This is a genomic window from Hydrogenophaga sp., assembly GCF_036675665.1.
In the GTDB taxonomy this organism is placed as follows: Bacteria; Pseudomonadota; Gammaproteobacteria; order Burkholderiales; family Burkholderiaceae_C; genus Hydrogenophaga.
In genome coordinates, this window is record NZ_JAKFEO010000035.1 from 57,810 (window position 1) to 78,315 (window position 20,506).

General features: G+C 68.4%; 15 protein-coding genes. 7 read left to right on the forward strand and 8 right to left on the reverse strand.

The annotated features are described in order from the left end of the window. Position 1: 1 nt before the first annotated feature. Genes V6M63_RS13045 through V6M63_RS13065 form a run of 5 tightly spaced genes read right to left on the reverse strand, consistent with a single transcriptional unit; the run spans position 2 to position 5,384 of the window. Positions 2-1,297 carry an MFS transporter gene (locus V6M63_RS13045; RefSeq protein WP_332742640.1) on the reverse strand — a complete coding sequence of 432 codons (1,296 nt, stop codon included), beginning with the start codon at positions 1,295-1,297 and terminating at the stop codon, positions 2-4. Between the two features lie 41 nt (positions 1,298-1,338). Next, positions 1,339-1,914, reverse strand: a complete 576-nt coding sequence (locus V6M63_RS13050) for a chalcone isomerase family protein (protein ID WP_332742419.1) — start codon at positions 1,912-1,914, stop codon at positions 1,339-1,341. A 10-nt stretch (positions 1,915-1,924) separates the two neighbouring features. Then, entirely contained in the window at positions 1,925-3,154 is a 1,230-nt protein-coding gene (locus tag V6M63_RS13055) for a cyclopropane-fatty-acyl-phospholipid synthase family protein (RefSeq protein ID WP_332742420.1), read from the reverse strand. Next, positions 3,151-3,966 (reverse strand): DUF1365 domain-containing protein, encoded by an 816-nt coding sequence (locus tag V6M63_RS13060; protein ID WP_332742421.1) that lies wholly within the window; start codon positions 3,964-3,966, stop codon positions 3,151-3,153. Before V6M63_RS13060 ends, V6M63_RS13055 begins: the two co-directional genes overlap by 4 nt. Then, positions 3,963-5,384, reverse strand: a complete 1,422-nt coding sequence (locus V6M63_RS13065; protein ID WP_332742422.1) for an NAD(P)/FAD-dependent oxidoreductase — start codon at positions 5,382-5,384, stop codon at positions 3,963-3,965. Before V6M63_RS13065 ends, V6M63_RS13060 begins: the two co-directional genes overlap by 4 nt. Before the next feature lie 499 nt (positions 5,385-5,883). Here V6M63_RS13065 and V6M63_RS13070 point away from each other — a divergent pair, with 499 nt between their 5' ends. Together V6M63_RS13070 and V6M63_RS13075 are read left to right on the forward strand one after the other, a co-directional pair. Further along, positions 5,884-6,873, forward strand: a complete 990-nt coding sequence (locus V6M63_RS13070) for a MerR family transcriptional regulator (RefSeq protein ID WP_332742424.1) — start codon at positions 5,884-5,886, stop codon at positions 6,871-6,873. 121 nt (positions 6,874-6,994) lie between these two features. Then, positions 6,995-7,840 carry a ferritin-like domain-containing protein gene (locus tag V6M63_RS13075; protein WP_332742426.1) on the forward strand — a complete coding sequence of 282 codons (846 nt, stop codon included), beginning with the start codon at positions 6,995-6,997 and terminating at the stop codon, positions 7,838-7,840. Positions 7,841-7,905: 65 nt separating this feature from the next. On the opposite strand, the gene glnE is transcribed toward V6M63_RS13075, so the two are convergent. Continuing rightward, positions 7,906-10,725 (reverse strand): bifunctional [glutamate--ammonia ligase]-adenylyl-L-tyrosine phosphorylase/[glutamate--ammonia-ligase] adenylyltransferase, encoded by a 2,820-nt coding sequence (gene glnE / locus V6M63_RS13080; RefSeq protein ID WP_332742428.1) that lies wholly within the window; start codon positions 10,723-10,725, stop codon positions 7,906-7,908. 14 nt (positions 10,726-10,739) lie between these two features. Here glnE and V6M63_RS13085 point away from each other — a divergent pair, with 14 nt between their 5' ends. From V6M63_RS13085 to V6M63_RS13100, 4 genes are all read left to right on the forward strand, one after another. Further along, positions 10,740-14,933: a YhdP family protein gene (locus V6M63_RS13085; RefSeq protein WP_332742430.1), complete on the forward strand. Its 4,194-nt coding sequence runs from the start codon at positions 10,740-10,742 to the stop codon at positions 14,931-14,933. Between the two features lie 90 nt (positions 14,934-15,023). Then, on the forward strand, positions 15,024-15,830 hold the full coding sequence (locus V6M63_RS13090) for a carbon-nitrogen hydrolase family protein (RefSeq protein WP_332742642.1): 807 nt from the start codon (positions 15,024-15,026) through the stop codon (positions 15,828-15,830). Between the two features lie 5 nt (positions 15,831-15,835). Further along, positions 15,836-17,971 carry a two-component system sensor histidine kinase NtrB gene (locus V6M63_RS13095; protein ID WP_332742432.1) on the forward strand — a complete coding sequence of 712 codons (2,136 nt, stop codon included), beginning with the start codon at positions 15,836-15,838 and terminating at the stop codon, positions 17,969-17,971. Further along, a complete protein-coding gene (locus V6M63_RS13100) occupies positions 17,968-18,594 on the forward strand; it encodes a response regulator transcription factor (protein WP_332742433.1) in 627 nt (208 codons plus the stop codon). Before V6M63_RS13095 ends, V6M63_RS13100 begins: the two co-directional genes overlap by 4 nt. A gap of 15 nt (positions 18,595-18,609) precedes the next feature. Here V6M63_RS13100 and V6M63_RS13105 read toward each other — a convergent pair whose 3' ends face one another. Next, entirely contained in the window at positions 18,610-18,753 is a 144-nt protein-coding gene (locus tag V6M63_RS13105) for a hypothetical protein (protein WP_164474137.1), read from the reverse strand. On the opposite strand from V6M63_RS13105, the gene mltA reads away from it, so the two are divergent. Further along, positions 18,686-19,927, forward strand: coding sequence for a murein transglycosylase A (gene mltA, locus V6M63_RS13110; protein WP_332742436.1), 1,242 nt, complete (start codon positions 18,686-18,688; stop codon positions 19,925-19,927). The two genes, V6M63_RS13105 and mltA, sit on opposite strands and share 68 nt — an antisense overlap. Before the next feature lie 10 nt (positions 19,928-19,937). Here the strand turns inward: mltA and V6M63_RS13115 are convergent, their stop codons facing one another. Continuing rightward, positions 19,938-20,414, reverse strand: a complete 477-nt coding sequence (locus V6M63_RS13115) for a MarR family winged helix-turn-helix transcriptional regulator (protein ID WP_332742437.1) — start codon at positions 20,412-20,414, stop codon at positions 19,938-19,940. Positions 20,415-20,506 lie beyond the last annotated feature (92 nt).

Here is a 20,506-nt window from a genome sequence, read left to right on the forward strand (position 1 = left end):
CTCAGGAAGGCATGGAGGTTTGCGGGACGAGGCCGGCGCGTGCGGGCCGGATCACGAGCGCGTAGAGCGCGCCGCCGGCCAGCAGCTTGAGCGCGCAGGGCAGCAGGCAGTAGGCGATGGTGAGCGTCTGCAGCGCAGCGGGGTCGCGCGCGCCAGGCGCATAGCCGAACAGCGCGAGCAGCGGCAAGGCCAGGCCGGCGGCCAGGGCCAGGTTGAGCTTGGTGGCGAAGCTCCACCAGCCGAAGTAGGCACCCTCGCGCTGGCCGCGTTCGCCCAACTGGCCGATGAGGCCCGCGAGCATGGCGCTGGGCAGGGTGAGGTCGGTGCCCAGGGCGATGCCCGAGAGCGCGCAGACGACGAGGAAGGGCACAACGTCGCCCGCGCCCAGGGTGGCGGCCCAGATGAACACCACCACGGCCAGCGCCATGCCCACCAGCCAGGTGCGCGCCAGCCCGAGGCGGCTCACCAGCCGCACCCACAGCGGGATGGACAATGCCGCGCACAGAAAGTAGGTGGCCAGGAACGCGGGCTCCACCGAGGGGGAGGCCTGCAGTCGGTCCTGCACGAAGAACAGCACCAGCGTGGCGGGCACGGCGCTGGCGGTGCCGTTGATCACGAACACCGCGAGCAGGCGCAGGAAGGCGGGCTGGCGCAGGGGCGAAGCGCCCTGGTGCTGGCACGGCCCTGCGGTCTTGAGGGCAATGGGCGTGGCCGATCGGCTCCAGGCCCACCAGCCGAGCGTGAGCAGCACGGCGAAGGTGGACACGGTCGCGCCCAGGCCCAGCGTGGCCGGCAGCACGGCGGCGATCAACACGCCCAGCAGCGACAAGCCTTCGCGCCACGCGACCACGCGACTGCGCTGCGCCTCGTTGCCACCCAGCCGCGCGCCCCACGACTGGTGCGCCACCGCCACCACGCTGTAGGCGGTGTAGGTGATGGCCATCAACAGCCCGGCCCAGGACAGCAGCACTGGGGTGCCGGCCTCGCGTACCGAAGAAGGTGGAAACAGCAGGCCCCACAGGCCGAGCGCGAGCACCACGGCCGCCACCGCCGAGGCGCCGAGCACGGCGGCGATCGAGCGCGCGAACAGGCGGTCGCACCAGCGGCCGATGATGGGGTCCAGCACCGCGTCCACCAGCCTGGCGGCCAGCAGCACCAGCCCGAGCAGGGCCAGCGGTGCCCCGAACTCGCGGGCGTAGTGGTTGGGCAGGATCACATACAGCGGCAGCGCGACGAAGGCCAGCGGCAGGCCGAGCAGGCCGTAGCCAAGTCCCCGGCGCCAGGCGCCGGCACCCATGAAACGAGCGGCCGGTTCGTGGGCAGAGGCCGGAGCACGGTTCATCGGGGCGTTCCGCCCAGGCCCTGGATCAGCGCCTCGCGCATGCGCGGCTGCGAGGTCTTGGGCGAAAGCCAGATGCCGAAGAAGAGGCGCGAGAAGGCGTCGTCCGCCACCTCGCCGAGCAGCTTGCCGTTCAAGTAAAAGCGCGCGCCGCTGCCGGGCACGTGCACCCCGGTGATGCGGTCGCCGCGCTTCACATCGGGAAAGAGGCTGCTCATGGCCTGCGCCCAGCGCGTGGCCTGGGCCGGCGTTATGGTGGCCAGGCCTTGCATCTCGTCGATCGAGCGCTCGGCGATGTCGGCGCCCTTGAAGTCGCGCAGGTAGGCCAGCTCCAGGCCGAAGCGCTGGTTCTCGAACTGGCGGGCGTCGAAACCCGGCAGCGCCCACAGGCTCGCGTCGTACACGTCGAAACCCCAGTAGCGCAGGCGTGCCGTGCCCACCGCCGCTTTGTCCTGCAAGGCCGCGCTCAGCGTGGGTTCGGGCGCGTTTGCTTGTGCGCCCGCTGGCAGCCCGGAGAGGCTGCAGAGTGCCAGCGTGAGGGCCGCGGGGAGGGTGCGCAGGACACGGCGTTTCACGGCGGCGGCCTCAGGTGGGCTTGTGCAAGGTGTACTGGACCACGTCGGTGCTGCCCTGCTCGAACGCGGCTTCGCAGTACGCCAGGTAGAACTCCCAGATGCGCAAGAAGCGCTGGTCGAAGCCGAGCTGCAGCACGCGTTCCTGCTCGTGCAGAAAACGTTCGCGCCAGATGGCCAGGGTGCGCGCGTAGTCCCGCCCGAACGCGAGTTCGTCCACCACCTCCAGGCCGGCCTTGGCGGCCTGCGCACGGAACTCGCTCGGGCACGGCAGGCAGCCGCCGGGGAACACGTATTGCTGGATGAAGTCGGTGCCCTTGATGTAGCGCTCGAAATGCGCGTCGTCGATCACGATGCTTTGCACGCAGGCCTTGCCGCCCGGTTTGAGCAGGCGCGAGACGGTCTGGAAGTAAGTGGGCCAGTACTCGCGGCCCACGGCCTCCACCATCTCGATCGAGCAGATCGCGTCGAAAGGTGCGTCGTTGATGTCGCGGTAGTCCTGCAGCCGCAAGTCGGCCCGGTCTTCGCGACCGATGCGCCGCATGCGCTCCTGGGCAAATTCGAGCTGCTCGGTGGACAAGGTCACGCCGGTGATGTGGGCGTCGAACTCGGTGGTGGCCTTCTCGGCCAGCGCACCCCAGCCGCAGCCGATCTCCAGCACGCGGTCTCCGGGCTTCACATCGGTCATGCGCAGTGCGCGGCGCACCTTGGCATGCTGTGCGGACTCCAGGGTCTGCTCGGGGCTCTCGAACCAGGCCGACGAGTAGTTCATCGTGTCGTCCAGCCACAGACCGTAGAACGCGTTGCCCAGGTCGTAGTGGGCGTGGATGTTCCTGCGGCTGTTGGTCTTGCTGTTGCGGTTGAGCAGGTGCTTGATCCGGTAGGCGAAGCGACCCAGCCATGAGCCATAGATGACGTCCTCCACCTCGCGTCGGTTCGCCACCAGCAACGAGAGCAGCGCGGGCAGGTTGGAGGTGGTCCAGTCGCCGGCAATGTAGGTTTCGGCAAAACCGATGTCGCCCGACTTCAGCGCGGCCGAGCACACGCTCCAGTTGTTGAGCTTCATGCTCGCATGTGGCCCGTCGACCTGGCCGAAGCGCTGCACCGAGCCGTCGGGCAGTTGCAGCGTGAGGCTGCCGTGTGTCAGGCGTTGCAGCAGCTGCAGCGTGTTGCGCGCGGCGGCCGGTGCGTTGCGCGGCAGGGGAAAACCGGCGGGGCTGGTGGAAGCGGTGGAGCTGTTCATGGATGGCGGTGGTCGGCGTTCACGGAAGTCGCGGGCATGGGAGCGGCGCTGACGAATTCGCCCGGCGCGGACGGTTGGCGGAAAAAAGGCGCGCGTTGGATCCACAGGCGCACGGCCTGCCAATGGATGCGGGCCATGACGCCGAAGGTCATGGCGGGGTAGGACCACAGCGCGCGGCGCAGGCTGCGTGCATCCAGCGGCCGCAATTCACCGCTCACGCTGGTGTTGAGCAGGGGCTGCTCAAGGGTCTCGTCGTCGAAGTAGTCGATGCGCGCCACGGTGCGCGGGCTTGGGTGGTTGCTGCGCATGAAAACGAACCGGTAGCGCCCGCGCACCGGGCAGAACGGCGAGACGTGGAACACCTTGGTGGCTTCGCAGGGCTGGCCGTAGTGCGGCGCATCGAGCAGGTAACAGTGGCGTTCGCCGAAGGTGTTGTTCACCTCCGCCAGCACGGCGCGCAGCGTGCCGTCTGCCCGATGGCAGTACCAGAAGCTCACCGGCTTGAAGGTGTAGCCGAGCACGCGCGGGTAGGTGTGCAGCCACACCTCGCCGTGTGCGTCTTCGATGCCGTGTTGTCCCAGCAACTCGTCCAGCCACTGCAGGCTGTCGGCGCGGCCATCGCCGTGGTCGGCGTCATGAAAGCTGAGCGCCGCGGCGCGGTTGCGCGCCAGCGCGCCGGGGCCCTGGCTGCGCAGGCTGCGCATGGGCAGCATCAGGAAATAGGTGGCGTAGGCAAAGGCGTTGCGCTGCGGGCGGTGGCGTGTGTGGCGCACCTGGCCAAAGCCGATCTGCGCCACCGGCGCGGTGTTCACGCAAACACCCCGGGCAAAGCCGCACGCTGGGCATCGGCAGGGTTCGTCCGGGGAGCAAGCCGATGGGCATCGATCAGCGCCCGCGCAGCGTGCAGGCCCGACTTCAGGCCGTCTTCATGGAAGCCGTAACCGGTCCACGCACCGGCGAAGTAGGTGTTGAGCTGGCCCTGCAGGGTCGGGATACGAACCTGCGCGCGGATGGCGGCCAGGTCGAACACCGGGTGGTCGTAGGCGTACTCGCCCACCACGTGCTGTGCGGCGATCTCGCGCTGCGGGTTGAGCGAGACCACCACCGGTTGCGTCACCGGCAGTGGCTGCAGGCGGTTGAGCAGGTAGTGCAGGCAGACCTGGGCCGATTCCACGCTGGTGCTCGCCGAGCGCTCGTAGTTCCAGGCGGCCCAGGCGCGCTCGCTTTTCGGCAGCACCGAGCTGTCGGTGTGCAGCACGGCGCGGTTGGGCTGGTAGCGGATGGCGCCCAGCACTTCACGTTCGTTGGCCGACGCCTCACCCCCGAGCAGACGCAAGGCCTGGTCGCTGTGGCAGGCCAGCACGATGGCATCGAAGCGCTCGACCTGCCCTTGCGTGACCACGCGCACGCCCTGGCTGTCGCGCAGCACCTGCTGCACCGGCGTGCCCAAGCGTCTGTCGGCGATATGGTCGGTGATCTTCTGCACGTACTGGCGAGCGCCGCCGGCCACCGTGTACCACTGGGGTCGGTTGGTCACCTGGATCAGCCCGTGGTTGTGGCAGAAGCGCACCATGGTGGCCACCGGGAAGGCCAGCATCTGGTCGGTCGGGCAGCTCCAGATGCAGCCCATCATGGGCAGGAAATACCAGTCGCGGAATTCGTCGGAGAAGCCCTGGGTCTTCAGGAAGTCGCCCAGCGATTGCAGCAGCGGGCTGTTGTCGCGCAAGTCGTCGCCCTGTTCGGCCAGCCGGGTCGTGATGCGGTTGAAGCGCACGATCTCGGCCAGCATGCGCAGGAAGCGCGGGTTCAAGAGGTTGCGGCGCTGGGCAAACACCGTGGAGAGGTTGCAGCCACTCCACTCCAGTGGGCCACCGCCAGGTGCCGCGCCGGGGGCCTGCACCGAGAACGACATGTCCGATTTGGCAATGGGCACGCCCAACTGGGCGAACAGCGCAAGGAGGTTGGGGTAGGTGCGTTCGTTGAGCACCAGAAAGCCGGTGTCCACGCCGAACGTGGTGGTCACGCCATGCGCGTTGGGCAGGGTCATGTCGACCGTGTGGGTGTGTCCGCCGAAATGGTCGCCCGCTTCAAAGAGGGTGATGTCGACCAGCCCTTGCAAGGTGTGGGCCGCTGCCAGCCCGGAGATGCCGGAGCCGACGATGGCCACGCGGGGCACTCGGGCGGTGTGCGCAGCCGAGCCCGGGAAAGCGCCGCGGAGGTCCGTGTACATGGTCGGACCTCAGCGCGCGCCAGTGGCGCAGGTGGGGATACAAAAGCCTGCGAAGCGCCCCGAAACGAACCAGGGAGGGAGGGAGGAGGAGGAGAAGCGCCTCGGGATTTCAGCCGGATCGTGGGGACCCGGCAGGCTTCGCAGTGCAAAACGGAATTCGGTTGTCAGTCCGTGGACCGCCCGTGAAGCTGAGAGAAAAGCGGGCGCCAGAAAGTTCCGGCAGGCTCTTCCGGATGCGCTTTTCGGGTGGGAAGCTGGGGCACACATGGTGGTGGAATGGATCAAAATAGACTGAACGGTTTTATTGTGACTGCATGGTCACTATTTGGTCTAGACGATTTGTTCAATGGCCATGTCCCATGAAAGGTTTTTGTCGAACAGCCCGGGTGATCAGGCGGAACATGCTCCCAGCGCTGGAAGAATCGGACATTGCCGTGGACAAGCGCAAAATTCATGGCGCAAAACTCCCAATCGGACGAATACATCGGATGATTTGTCCATGACAACTACCAAAAGCACTGGCTGGCACGCGATCGCGGATGTCGAACGCGACACCGGCCTGTCCAAGGACACGCTGCGGGTGTGGGAGCGGCGCTATGGCTTTCCCATGCCCACGCGCGATGCCCTGGGGGAGCGCCAATACGACAACGACCAGCTCATCCGCCTTCGCCACATCCGCCGGCTCATCGATGCCGGGCACCGGCCCGGGCGGGTGGTGGTGCTGTCGCTGGAAGAACTCGTTGCACTGGATACGCAGTGGCGCGCCGAGCGGATTCAACTCTCAAGCGGCCGACCGGATGCCACTGCGGCATCCGTCGCCTGCGACGAAGCCATCGAGCGCTGGATGCAGATGCTGCGCGTCCAGGACGCGCACGGCCTGCGTCAGGCCCTGGCCCAGGTGCAGATGGAGCGCGGGTTGGCGCGCCTGATCACCGAATGCGTCGCGCCCATGAATGTGCAGGTCGGCCAGGCCTGGCTCGACGGTGGGCTGGCCGTGTACGAGGAGCACCTCTACACCGAGATCGTGCAGTCGGTGATGCGCCAGGCACTGGGCCAGCTGGCGCAGGCCCGCGCACCGCTGCCGCCACGCATCCTGCTCACCACGCTGCCGGGCGAGGTGCACGGTCTGGGCCTGCTCATGGCCGAATGCTTCATGGTGCTGGAGGGTTGCCACACGATCCCGCTGGGCGTGCAGACGCCGCTGCCCGACATCGTGACCGCCGTGAACAAGAGCGGCGCCGACATCGTGGCGCTGGGTTTCACCGCCTCGCAGAACCCGCGCGAGGTGCGCGCCGCACTCGCCCAGCTGCGTGAGTATTTGCCGCCACGGGTGGAAATCTGGGCAGGGGGGCAGTGCCCGGCGCTCTACAAGCCACCGCGTGGCCGGCCCGCTGGCGCCAGCCCGGTGTACGTCCCCATGGAGCGGTTGCAGGACATCCAGCACGGCGTGATCCGCTGGCGGGCGCACGCCCACGTGGCGGCGGCATGAGCACTGGAACTTTCTCGACCGCCACGAGACCGAACTGGCAGCCAACCCTTGCCCGGCTCAGCGCTTTTTAAGCGGAGTCGTACCCCTGCCGCATAGAATGCGGCCGTACCGAAAGGCCACCATGCTCTATCCCGAACTCTTCAAACAACTCGAATCCGTGCGCTGGGATATGGACAAGGACATCCCCTGGGACCAGTTCGACGCCAGCGCGCTGACCGACGAACAGGCACAGACGATCAAGATGAACGCGATCACGGAATGGGCGGCGCTGCCGGCCACCGAGATGTTCCTGCGCGACAACCGTGACGACTCCGACTTCTCGGCCTTCATGTCGATCTGGTTCTTCGAAGAACAGAAACATTCGCTGGTGCTCATGGAGTACCTGCGCCGCTTCCGGCCCGAACTCGTGCCGACCGAAAAGGAACTGCACGACATCCGTTTCGAGTTCGACCCGGCCCCTCCGCTGGAAACGCTCATGCTGCATTTCTGCGGCGAGATCCGGCTGAACCACTGGTACCGCCGCGCCAGCGAATGGCACTCGGAGCCGGTCATCAAGAAGATCTACGCCACGCTCAGCCAGGACGAGGCCCGCCACGGCGGCGCCTACCTGCGCTACATGAAACGCGCCATCGGCAAGTTCGGCGACGAGGCGCGTGTGGCCTTCGCCAAGGTGGGCGTGCTGATGGCCAGTGCGCGCCGCACCGCGCAAGCCTTGCACCCGACCAACCTGCATGTGAACAAGGACCTGTTCCCCAACGACACGATCCAGAGCCGCCTGCCCAACCCGGAGTGGCTGGAGCATTGGCTGGACAAGCAGATCGACTTTGATGCCGTGTGGGAGAACCGCGTGGTCGATCGCATCCTGCACAACATGAGCCTGCTGATGGAGCAGAGCTTCAAGACGGTGCAGGAGCTCAACCGCTTCCGCAAATCGCTGGCGCCTGCTGCTGTCGTTGCACCCGTCTGAGGGCACCGCGCTCCAGCAAAAAGCCCGTCTTCAAGACGGGCTTTTTGCTGGGAAGCCGGTGGGCGTCAGGCCTTCCTGGTCGGGCCCAGCACGTGGTCCCACAGCGCGCGCACGGCGGCGGCGGACTCCGCCACCAGCGCCGCATCCACCTGCGTGGGGGCTTCGTCCAGCCGCGCGCGGTGCTGGATCTGGCGCAGTTCGCGGTAGGCCTGGGCCGCCGCTTCGCCCATGCCGGGCGTGAGCAGACCGTTGGCCTCGGCGCGTCGCAGCAGGTTGATGTTGCCCGTGTTGAGGCGCAACTCGGGGTGGGTGCGCGAATGCAGCAGCACCAGGTACTGCACGGCAAACTCCACGTCGACCATGCCACCGGGGCTGTGCTTCACATCGAACCGGGTGCCGCGCACCGGGTGCGCCTGACGCACCTTCTCGCGCATGGCCACGATCTCGCGCGCCAGCGAATCACCGTCGCGCAGCGCGGTGATCACATCTTCGCGCACCGCATCGAAGCGCCCGGCCAGCGCCACGCCGCCGAGCACAAAACGCGCGCGTGTCATGGCCTGGTGTTCCCAGGTCCAGGCGGTGTTGCTGCCGCGTTGCTGCTGGTAGTTGGTGTAGGCCTGGAAGCTGGTGACCAGCAGACCCGAATTGCCATTGGGTCGCAGCGCGGTGTCGATCTCGAACAGATCGCCCTCACCGGTCTTCACCGTGAGCCAGTTGATCATCTTGCGCACGAAGGCGGCGTAGATCTCGCCGGCGTTCTCGTGCTCGTCCTCGTAGACAAACACGATGTCCAGGTCGCTGCCGTAGCCCAGCTCCTTGCCGCCGAGCTTGCCGTAGCCAATGATGGCAAACGCCGGCTCGTCGCGGTGGCGGTTCTTCAGGCGCGCCCAGCACCAGCGCGCGGTCAGGCGCAGCACCGAGTCGGCCATGGCCGACAGGTCGTCGGCCACCTGCTCGACCGTGAGCACTTTTTCCAGATCGCGCGCGAGCGTGCGGAACACCTCGGCGTGGTGCCCCCGGCGAAGCAGGTTGAGCAGTGCTTCGTCGTCGTCTTCGCCGGTGGAGTGCAGCGCGGCGCGGCGCGATTCGAGCTCGGCCTCGAACTGGGCCGCATCGAAGCGGTCGGTGAGCAGTTGCTGGCTGGCCAGTTCGTCGATCACGCCCGGGTGTTGCAGCAGGTAGCGCGCGGGCCATTTGGCCGCGCCCAGCAGGCGCAGCAGGCGTTCGTGCACCGAGGGCCGTTCCTGCAGCAGCGCGAGGTAGCTGTCTCGACGCAGCAGCGGCTCGACCCAGTCGGCCATGCGCAGCGCGGCCTCTTCGCTCACCCGGCCTTCTTCAAGCCAGGCACCGGTGCGCTGCACCAGCCGCACCAGCCGCATGCGGCTGTCTTCCTTGAGCGCCAGCACGCGCGGGTGTTCGCACCACTGCGCCACCTTGTTGGCAAACGCCACGGGCAACTGCGCGAGCACGCTGTGCAGATCGTCCACCGAGTTGCGGGGCGTGACGCCGTTCTTGCCGTTGCAACCCTTGCCGTTGCAGTTTCCTTTGGTGGGGCCGCCGAGCAGCGTGTCGAACTCCTGTGCGACCAGTTCGCGGTGCGCGTCCAGCGTGTGCAGGAACTCGCACACGTTCGCGCAACCCATGGTGGCCGCCATCCAGGCCAGGTCGTCGTCGCGGGTGGGCATCACGTGGGTCTGCTGGTCATCCAGGTACTGGATGCGGTGCTCGACCCGGCGCAGAAAGCGGTAAGCCTCGGCCAGCGCATCGGCCGAGGCCTGCGGCATGAGGCCGGCGCGGCACAGGCGCGGCAGCGCGTCCAGCGTGGGCCGGGTGCGCAGCTCGGGGAACTGGCCGCCGCGCACCACCTGCAGCAGCTGCACGGTGAACTCCACCTCGCGGATGCCGCCGCGCGAGAGCTTCACGTCGTTGGCGCGCCCCGGGTTGCCCGCGGCGCGCTTGGACGCGTGGTCGCGGATCTGGCGGTGCAGCGTGCGCAGCGCCTCGAACACGCCGTAGTCGAGGTAACGGCGGAACACGAAGGGCAGCACCGAGCCGCGCAGGGCGTTGGCGCCGCCGGACGCCACGCAGGCGGCGGGCGCGATCACGCGGCTCTTGAGCCAGGCGAAGCGTTCCCACTCGCGGCCCTGCACCAGGAAATACTCTTCGAGCGCGCCGAGCGACACCGCGCTCGGGCCGGAGTTGCCGTTGGGCCGCAGCGCGAGGTCGACGCGGAACACGTTGCCGTGTTCGGTCGTCTCACCCACGGTGTTGTAGATGTGCTTGACCGCCTTGCCGAAGTACTCGTGGTTGCTGATGCGGTTGCGGCCCTGGGCATTGCCGGCGGTCTCGCCGTCGTGGTCGTACACGTAGATCAGGTCGATGTCGCTCGACACATTGAGCTCGCGCGCGCCGAGCTTGCCCATGCCCACCACCCACAGCTGGGCGCGCACGGTCTGGCCCTGGGCGTCCGTGTGCTGGGGTGCGCCAAACAGGTCGTCGAGTTCGCGGAAGGCCAGCTCGCAGGCCACATCAAGGGCGATCTCGGCCAGCTCGGTCACGGCCCGCGTGACCGCCTGCAGCGGAGCGCCCTGCTCGCAGTCCAGCACCACCAGCCGCTCGAGCACCAGCTGACGCAGCACCCGCAGTGCCGCCGGCAGAGGCAGGCCGCGCTGGACCAGGGTGGCCAGGCCAGCCTGCATGGACGTGCGTTCCGGGACACCGTCGGGCAGGCAGACGAGCTCGTCGGGGTAGCGTCGGCGCACGCGCTGCACGAAACGCGAGTGGTCCGCCCGGCGATCGGCCAGCGTCAAGCCAGGCAATGCATTCACATTTGATGACAAAGCGGAAACGCCCGTGGTGGAACCCGTGAGATGACTGGCCGTCATAATTTGCGTTGGACATGAACCATCAAAGCCCGGCGCCCAGTGCCTTCTCTGCGTCACACGCAAGAGCCTCAAGAACCCTCAAGACACTCGCTGTGGCCAGCCGTCTGTTGCTGTGGCTGCTGTTGGGTGTATGGGGGCTTTTCGCACTCACCTGGGCCGGTTTGAATGGCGCGATTGTGCCCCGAATCGGCGAATGGCGCCCCGACCTGGAGCGGTGGGCGACCCAGGCGGTCGGAGTTCCGGTTCGCATCGGTGAGATCCGGGCGGAATCGGGTAGCAGTGCCTTGGGTTTTCTGCCGGCCCTGGTGCCCTCCTTCGAGCTGCGAGACGTGCAGCTGATCGATGCGCAAGGCCGCGTGGCGCTGCAGTTGCCTCTGGTGCGCACGGCGGTATCGGTGCGCTCGCTCTGGCGAGGGGGCTTCGAGCAGGTCGTGATCGAGACACCGGTGCTTGATGTGCGCCGCACCGCGCAAGGTCGCATCGAGGTGGCGGGGCTGGACATGTCCGGACCAAAACCAGGCGACAACGCCGCGCTCGACTGGTTTTTCTCGCAGAGCGAGTTCGTGATCCGGCACGGCACGGTGCGCTGGACCGACGATCTGCGCCAACAACCCGCGCTGGCTTTGAGCGATCTCGACTTCGTGGCCCGCAACACCGCGCGCACCCACCTCTGGCGCGTTGACGCCACGCCGCCGCCGGAATGGGGTGAGCGCATCAGCCTGCGAGGCCAGATGCGCGAGCGCCTGATCAGCCTGGGCCATCGCGCGCCCGAGCAGCCTGTGTGGCACGACTGGAGTGGCGAGCTGTTTGCCGATTTCACCCACGTGGACGTGGCGCGCTTGCGGAGCTATGTGGACCTGTCCGACTGGGGTGTGGACGTGCGCGCCGGTCAGGGCGCACTGCGCGCCTGGGCCCAGGTGAACCAGGGGCAGGTGGCCGGTGTCACGGCCGATCTGGCGCTGCAGAACGTGGAGGCCCAGCTCGGTCCCCGGCTGCCCCCGCTGGCGCTGGAGAACGTGCAAGGCCGGCTGGCTGCGCAGTGGAGCGCCGACGGCTTTGGCGTGACCTCCGAGAACCTGCGGTTTCGAACCCGCGAGGGCGAAACCTGGCCGGGCGGGCGCCTGGAGCTGCAGTACACCGCGGCCCAGCCCAAGCGGGCCAACAGCGTGGCGCTCAACGCCGAGCAACTCGATCTGGCGGTGCTGGCGGCGATTGCCGAGCGCCTGCCGCTGCCCGAGGCCACGCGCGATCTGCTGCAGCGGCTGAAGCCTGCGGGGCAGATGGACGGATTCACGGCGCGCTGGCAAGGTCTTGCAACCGCGCTCAACGAGAGCCCCGCCGCCGCCATCGACTGGACGCAGGGCACCTACGAGGCGCGCGGGCGCGTGCAGGGCTTGACGCTCACGGGTGAACCCAGCGGGCAGATGTCGGCGCGTGGCAACTATCCGCTGCCCGGGCGACCCGGCATCAGCGGGGCCACGGTCGACTTCACACTCACCCAGGACGGTGGGCGCGCGCGCGTCACCGTGGCCGACGGCTCGATCGAACTGCCCGACGTGTTCGAGGAGCCACGCATCCCGCTGCAGAGCCTGGAGGCCGACGCGTCGTGGCGGGTGCAGGGTGACCGCATCGAGGCCCAGCTGGACAACCTGACGATGGCCAACGCCGACGCCGAAGGCACGGGCCAGGTGAAGTGGCACACCAGCGACCCCGCCACCAGCCCGTCGAAGTCGCGCTTTCCCGGCGTGCTCGACCTCACGGCCAACCTCACCCGGGCCGAGGGCACCCGGGTGCACCGCTACCTGCCCCTGACGATCGATGCCGAGGCCCGGCGCTATGTGCGCGAAGCCGCGCGCGCCGGCCATGCCCGGCAGGTGGCGTTTCGCATGCAGGGCGACATGGACGGCATGCCCTTCCGGAACGCGGCCTCGCCGAGCGAATTCCGCATCTCGGCCGACTTGAGCGACGTGGATTTCGACTACCTGCCCGCCAGTTTCCAGCCGAGCGGCTCCGCACCCTGGGCGGGCCTGCGGGGCTTCTCGGGCCAACTGGTGCTCGACCACCTGACCTTGAGAGTGACGGGAGGCACCTCCGGGCTGGCGGGCGCCAGTGGTGTGCGTCTGAGCGAAGGCGTGGTCGAGCTGGATGATCTGGCCGGCGACACCACGCTCACCGTCAAGGCCAAGGCACAAGGGCTGGCCAGCGACATGCTGGGCTTCGTGCAAACCTCGCCGCTCAATGCGATGACCGACACCGTCCTGGCCCAGGCCAAGGTGGGTGGCACCGCCGAGGTGGGGCTGGCCCTCAAGCTGCCCTTGTTCAAACTGGAGGCCTCCACAGTGGCGGGCACAGTTCAGTTTGAAGGCAACGACTTGAAGATGAGCCCGGCCGCGCCGCTGCTGGCGCGCACGCGCGGCACCCTGGCGTTCACCGAGCAGGGGTTCGTCGTGCTGGGGGGCAACACGCGCCTGTTCGGCGGTGATCTCAAATTCGAAGGCGGCTTGCGCACCAACCCGCAAGGCACGGCGCGTCTGCAGTTTCATGGCCAGGGCGTGGCCAGTGCGGAGGGCTTGCGCGACGGCGATCTGGGTGCTGTCTCGCGGCTGTTCCAGAACGCCTCGGGCTCCGCGCCCTACACGGCGCGGCTCGGGTTTCGCGGCGGCATGCCCGAGCTGGAGGTGAGCAGCCATCTGCAGGGCATGGTCTTGAACCTGCCCGCGCCACTGGGCAAGACGGCCGAGGCCAGCCTGCCGCTGCGACTGGACAGCGCGGTGCTGACGGTGGTGGACGGTGTCGCCCGCACCGACCGCGTCGCGCTGGAGCTGGGCTCGGCACTGGCGCCGCTGGGGGCGCTGCAGTATGAACGCGACATCTCCGGCCCGGCGCCCCGCGTGTTGCGCGGCAGCGTGGCGCTGGGGCTGGAGGGCGGTGACCTGGCCCCGATGCCGGCGGCGGGCGTGGTGGGCAACCTGCGGTTCGACCAGCTTGACCTGGACGCGTGGTCGCAGTTGGCCAGCCATGCGGGTGTGCACGTGCCAGCGCCCACCGCGCCGGGCGCGATCGACCAGGACGCCGAGCTGGCCTACCTGCCCACCACGCTGGCGCTGCGTGCCAACCGCCTGACGCTGGAAGGCCGCACGTTCAACCGCGTGGTGGTGGGCGGCTCGCGCGAAGGTACGCAGTGGCGGGCCAACGTGACTGCTGACGAGCTCAACGGTTATGTCGAAGTGCGCCAGTCCGGAACCAACACCGCCGGCAGCATCTATGCGCGGCTGGCACGCCTCAAGCTGGAGCCCAGCGCGGCCACCGACGTGGAGCAGCTGCTGCGCCAGCCCACCAGCGTGCCCGCGCTCGATATCGCGGTCGAGGACCTGGAGTACGCCGGACGCCGCCTGGGCCGCGTCGAGGTGGAGGCCATCAACCGCGGGGGGCCGACCCGCGCGGGCGAATGGCGGCTGACCAAGCTCAAACTCGGCGTGCCCGAAGCCCGCCTGAGCGCCACCGGCAACTGGGCGCCGCTGTCCGCGGCAAGCCTCCCGCAGGAGCAGCGCCGCACGGCGTTGAGCTTCCGGCTCGATGTGGACGATTCCGGCGCGTTGCTCACCCGCTTCAACCGCCCGGGCCTGGTGCGCGGTGGCAAGGGCCACATCGAGGGCAGCATCGGCTGGATCGGCTCGCCGCTGGCGCTGGACTACCCCACGCTCTCGGGCCAGCTGCAAGCCGACTTCGAACGCGGCCAGTTCCTCAAGGTCGAACCCGGCGCGGGCCGCCTGCTCGGCGTGCTCAGCCTGCAGGCGCTGCCGCGTCGCCTGGCGCTGGATTTCCGCGACGTGTTCTCCGACGGCTTCGCGTTCGACTTCGTGCGCGGTGACGCGCGCATCGAGCAGGGCGTGCTCTTCACCAACAACCTGCAGATGAAAGGCGTGAACGCTGCCGTGCTGATGGAAGGCACGGCCGATCTGGCGCGCGAACAGCAAGACCTCAAGGTGGTGGTGGTGCCCGAGATCAACGCAGGCACCGCATCCTTGATCGCCACCGCCATCAACCCCGCCATCGGCCTGGGCAGTTTCCTCGCGCAGTTCCTCTTGCGCCAGCCGCTGCAGAGCGCCGGCACGCAACAGTTCCACATCACCGGCAGCTGGGCCGATCCGCAGGTGGCCAAGGTCGAGCGCGAGCCGCCCGCCGCGCCGCCCCGCCCACTGCAGTAAGCTGATCGACCCGAGCGCACCGCTCGCGCATTGCGGCCCACCGAAAGACACGCCATGACACTGCTTCACCAACCCCCGGCGCCAGGCCGCTTGAAGGTCGCCGCGATCCAGATGGTCTCCGGCATCAGCCTGGACGCCAACCTCAGCGATGCCCTGCGGCTGCTGCGCCAGGCCGCCAACGCCGGCGCCGAGCTCGCCGTGCTGCCGGAGTATTTCTGCTTCATGGGCGCCAAGGACGAAGACAAGCTGGTGCTGGCCGAAACCCCCGGTCTGGGCAAGGTGCAGGATTTCCTGTCGGACTGCGCGCGCGACCTGAAGATGTGGATCGTGGGCGGCACCCTGCCGATGGCCACCGACGATCCCACGCACGCCGCCAACGCGTCGCTGGCCTACAACCCGCGCGGTGAATGCGCCAGCCGCTACGACAAGATCCACCTGTTCCGATACGACAACGGGCGCGAACACTACGACGAGGCGTCCGTGTTGCGCGCTGGCGAGACACCCACCGTGTTCGACTGCCGCGACGCCAGCGGGCAGCATTGGCGCGTGGGCCAGAGCGTGTGCTACGACCTGCGCTTCGGTGAGCTCTACCGCATGCTGGCCGCCGATGTGCTGCTGGTGCCGTCGGCTTTCACCCACACCACGGGCCAGGCGCACTGGGAAGTGCTGCTGCGCGCGCGTGCGATCGAGAACCAGGCCTTCGTGATCGCCAGCGCGCAGGGTGGCCTGCACGAAAACGGCCGACGCACCTGGGGCCACACCATGATCATCGACCCGTGGGGCGGTGTCATGGCCCTGCAGGCCGAAGGCCCGGGCGTGGTGATGGCCGAGCTGGACTTCGAGCAGCTGCGCAGCGTGCGCGAGCAACTCCCTTCGCTGCAGCACCGACGCCTCTGAAGCGCATGAGCGTCGCGCCGGGCCGTTCCCAAGCAAGCTCGCACCGCAGCCCGCAGGGCGAAGGTACCCGGTTGAGCGTCGAGGGCCCGCCGCACGAACACAGCGACCCCGGCTCGCGCCGCTGGAGCCTGTGGGCCGCCCTGGTGCTGCTCGTGCTGGTCCTGTTGGTGGTGCTGGTGTTCCTGGCCCGCGAGTACGAGGAAGGACGCGACCAGCAGGCGCTGGAGCAGGAAGCCGTGGCGGTGGTCGGCGACATCCGCAACGCGCTCGTGCGCAACGTGCAGACCCTGCAATCGCTCAACAGCGTGGCGCCCACGGCCGACAGCTGGAATGCGCCCGCCGCCGAGCTGCTGTCGCAGCACCGCGAGCTGGTGCGGCTGGAGTGGCGCGACACCGCACAGCGCCTCATCAGCCACCGCGACACGCCGTACCTGAGCGATGTTTTCACTTACCTGGATCGCACGCGCGCCGTGGCCGATGTGAAGCTGGCTTGCGACGACGCGCAGCGCCTGTCGGGCCCGGCGTACTCGTCCAGCTACTTCTGGCCCATGCGCGACGGTCTGGGCATGGAGCTCATGGAAATGTGCATGCCGGTGGTGCGATCGGGCGTGCCCAACGGGTATCTGGTGGCCACCTATTCGTTGCCTGGCATATTGGCCGAGTTCACCAATGGTGACGAGTTGCGTGGCCGCGGCCTGTCGTTCAACGACGCCGATGGCACGCGGCTGGCGCTGCACCGCATGGTGCCCGGCACGCGCCGCACCCTCAGCGCCAACGCGGTGCTCGAGCTGCCGGGACACACGCTGATCCTGCAGCTGCAAAGGCCGCGCCTGGTGGGTGGTCTGTTCCCCAACGTGCTCACCGCCGTGGTGAGCGCGCTGTCGCTCGCCTTGCTGGCCGTGCTGGCCCTGCTCGCGCGCGACACCCGCCTGCGCCAGCGCGCCGAACTGGAGGTGGGCGACGCGCTGGCGTTTCGCAAGGCCATGGAAGATTCGCTGGTGACCGGCCTGCGCGCGCGCGACATGACCGGGCGCATTACCTACGTCAATCCCGCGTTCTGCGAAATGGTGGGGTTGAGCGCCGAACAGTTGATCGGCACCGGTCTGCCCGCACCCTGGTGGCCGCCCGAGCTGGTGGACGAATACCAGCAGCGCCAGCTGGTTCGTCTGGCCGGACAGACGCTGCCGCGCGAAGGTTACGAGTCGGTGTTCCAGCGCTCCGACGGCACGCGCTTTCCGGTGCTGATCATCGAAGCCCCGCTGATCGACGCCCAGGGCAAACAGACCGGCTTCATGAGCGCCATCCTCGACCTCACCGAGCAGCGTCGCGTGGAGGACCTCAACCGCACGTCGCAAGAGCGCCTGCAGGCCACGGCCCGCCTGGCCACCGTGGGCGAGATGGCCTCGCTGCTCAGCCACGAACTCAACCAGCCGCTGGCGGCGATATCGAGCTACGCCAGTGGTGCGATCAACCTGCTGGATCAGCCGGCCGGTGCGCTGCCGCAGGCCGACCTCTCGCAGGCCATGCGCCGCATCAGCGAACAGGCCGAGCGCGCCGGGCGTGTGATCAAGAGCGTGACCGATTTTGTGCGGCGTCGCGAGCAGGTGCGCGAAGCGGTGTCTCCGCGCACGCTCATCGATGCCATCCAGCCCCTGCTGGTGTTGCAGGCCAAGAAGCAGGGCATCCAGCTGCAGATCGGCGTCGCACCTGGTTGCCCGTCGGTGCAGTGCGACCGCACCATGGTCGAGCAGGTGTTGCTCAACCTGGCGCGCAACGGCATGCAGGCCATGGCCCAGGACGAACTGTCGCTGGACACCGGTCTGCGCGTGCTCAGGATTGCGGTGCACCAGACACGGCTGCACTCGGGCCGGCGTCCGGGTGGCGAGCAGCACAAGGAGTGGATCACCTTCGAGGTGAGCGACCACGGCCTGGGCCTGAGCGCCGAGGTGCAGGAAAAGCTCTTCACGCCTTTCTTCACCACCCGTGCCGAAGGCATGGGGCTGGGCCTGAGCCTGTGCCGCACCGTGATCGAGCAGCACGGCGGGGCCTTGACCCATGAGCCGAACCTGCCGAGGGGGACGATCTTTCGTTTCACGCTGCCTGTTGCCGTGCAGGGTGGCTCACCTATCATTCGCGCATGACCCAGCACCTCGACGCCAAGATCTACCTCGTCGATGACGACGCGGGCGTGCGCGACGCGTTGGCCTGGCTGCTGCGCACGCGCCGGCTGGTGAGCGACGGGTACGACAGCGCCGAGGCGTTCCTGGGCGACGCCCACGCCTTGACCAGCGAGCCCACCACGCCCTGCTGTGTGCTGCTCGACGTGCGCATGCCCGGCATGAGCGGGCTGGCCCTGTTCGAGCGTTTGCAGGCCTTGCCCTGGCAAGAGGCCATGCCGGTGATCTTCCTGTCGGGCCACGCCGATGTGGCCACGGCGGTGGACGCGGTCAAGCGCGGCGCCTTCGATTTTTGCGAGAAGCCGTTTTCCGACAACGCGCTGGTCGATCGGGTGGAGCGGGCGCTGGACCAGTCGGCCCAGGTGCTGGCCCGCCGGCGCGTGCAGCGCGAGTTGCAGCAGCGCCTGAGCAGTCTCACCGACCGCGAGCGTGACGTGATGGATCTCGTGGTCGCCGGCCTGCCCAACAAGCTGGTGGCCGATCAACTCAACATCAGCGTGCGCACGGTGGAGGTTCACCGCTCGCGCGTGTTCGACAAGATGGGCGTGAAGTCGGCCGTGGAGCTGGCCAATGCGCTGCGGCCCTGAGCGTCCCGCGGCGCCTCAGCGGTCCTCGGGCGGGTCGCGCTTCTGGCGCTCCACGTCCTCGGGCAGCTCGCCTCCCTTGCGCCCTGAAAACATGGTCCACCACACGATGAACACCAGCAACACCAGCGCGCCGAGCGCTTCAAGCAACAACAAGGTCATGGATCGGTTCGGTCAGGTTTCTCGGGCGGTCGTGAAGGTGGGGGCGAGCGTGGCCATTGTAGGAAGCCTGGTGTCCTGCGCGGTCGGCCCGGTGCGAGGCCCGGCGCCCGTCACGGTGCCCAGCCCCCCGGTGGCCGACATGCCGGGCGACGCAAGCGCCCTGCCCCCCGCGATCCAGCGCGGCAAGAGCCGCTGGACGCCGGTGCGCTGGAGCGAGCTGCCGGGCTGGGGACAAGACAGCCTGCACGAGGCCTGGAACGCCTGGGTCCGCGGTTGCGAACGCCCGGCCCCGGGTCAGGCCGGTCCGTGCGCGGAACTGCGCCAGCTCTCCATCGCCACCGCAGCCGAGCAGCAGGCCTGGGTGATGCGCCGCTTCGTGCCCTACCGGGTGACCGAACCCGACGGCGGCCTGCCCGACGGATTGCTCACCGGCTACTACGAACCGATCATGGCGGCCAGCCGCGTGCCCACCGCCACCCACCGCACGCCGCTGTATGCACCCCCCGCCGGGCTGCGCAATGGGCAAACCTGGTACAGCCGCCAGGAGATCGACACCCTGCCCGCCGCGCAGGCCGCGCTGCAGGGCCGCGTCGTGGCCTGGCTGGCCGACCCGATCGACGCGCTGATCCTGCAGATCCAGGGCTCGGGTCGCCTCAACGTGGTGGAGGCCGACGGCCGGGCACGCCAGGTGCGCGTGGCCTTCGCCGCGCACAACGGCCAGCCGTACCAGAGTGTGGGCCGCTGGCTGCTCGATCAGGGCGCGATCCGCGAAGCCTCCTGGGCCTCCATCAAGGCCTGGGCGGCGCAGAACCCGCAGCGCCTGAACGAGATGCTGTGGAGCAACCCGCGCACCGTGTTCTTTCGCGAGGAAGTGTTGTCCGAGTTCGATGCGCGCTTCGGCCCGCGTGGCGCACAAGGCGTTCCGCTCACGCCCGGCCGCTCCATCGCGGTGGATCCGCAGAGCATTCCCTACGGCACACCCGTGTGGCTCGCGTCAACGGGTCCCACGCTCAACGTGCAGAAGCTGGTGATGGCGCAGGACACGGGCGGCGCCATCGTGGGCGCGGTGCGCGCCGACCTGTTCACGGGCTGGGGCGGCTGGAGCGACGAGGCCTACATCACCGCGGCAGCGCTCAAGCAGCCGCTGCAGATGTGGGTGCTGGTGCCTCGTTAGCGGTGAACCCTCAGCGAGGGCGGCGCGACGCCACCTTGTGCAACAGCTCCAACAACATGGCGCGCTCGGCAACGCTCAGGTGGTCGTAGGTCACGCGTTCGCCTTCGATCACGCTGTCGGCTGCCGCGCGCGCGATCCTGGCCCCCTTGGGGGTGGTGCTCACGTGTTGTGTCCGGCGGTCGGTGTCGCTGCGCTCGCGTGAGACCAGTCCGCGCCGCTCCAGGCGCTCCAGCCAGTTGGTGAGGTTCGGCGGCGTGACGGCCAGCGCGCGCGCGAGCTGGCGCGCGCTCACGCCCGGGTTGTGGTGCACCAGCGCCAGGATGGTGAACTCCACCGGCCGCAGGTCGTGCGGCTTGCCGATGCGTTGCTGAAAGATCTCGAGCGTGCTGAGTTGGGCCTGGGCGATCTGGTAGCCCAGGATGCCTTGCAGGCCGGCTTCGGACAGATGTCCGGCCGGGGTCTCGTCGGGTGCGGGTCGTTGCGGCATGCGCGGATTGTCCCGCATGGCTGTCCTCGGGTTTGTCCGGATGTGGGGAGATAGATAGATAAGTAACTTAACTATCTGGCAACACCACAACA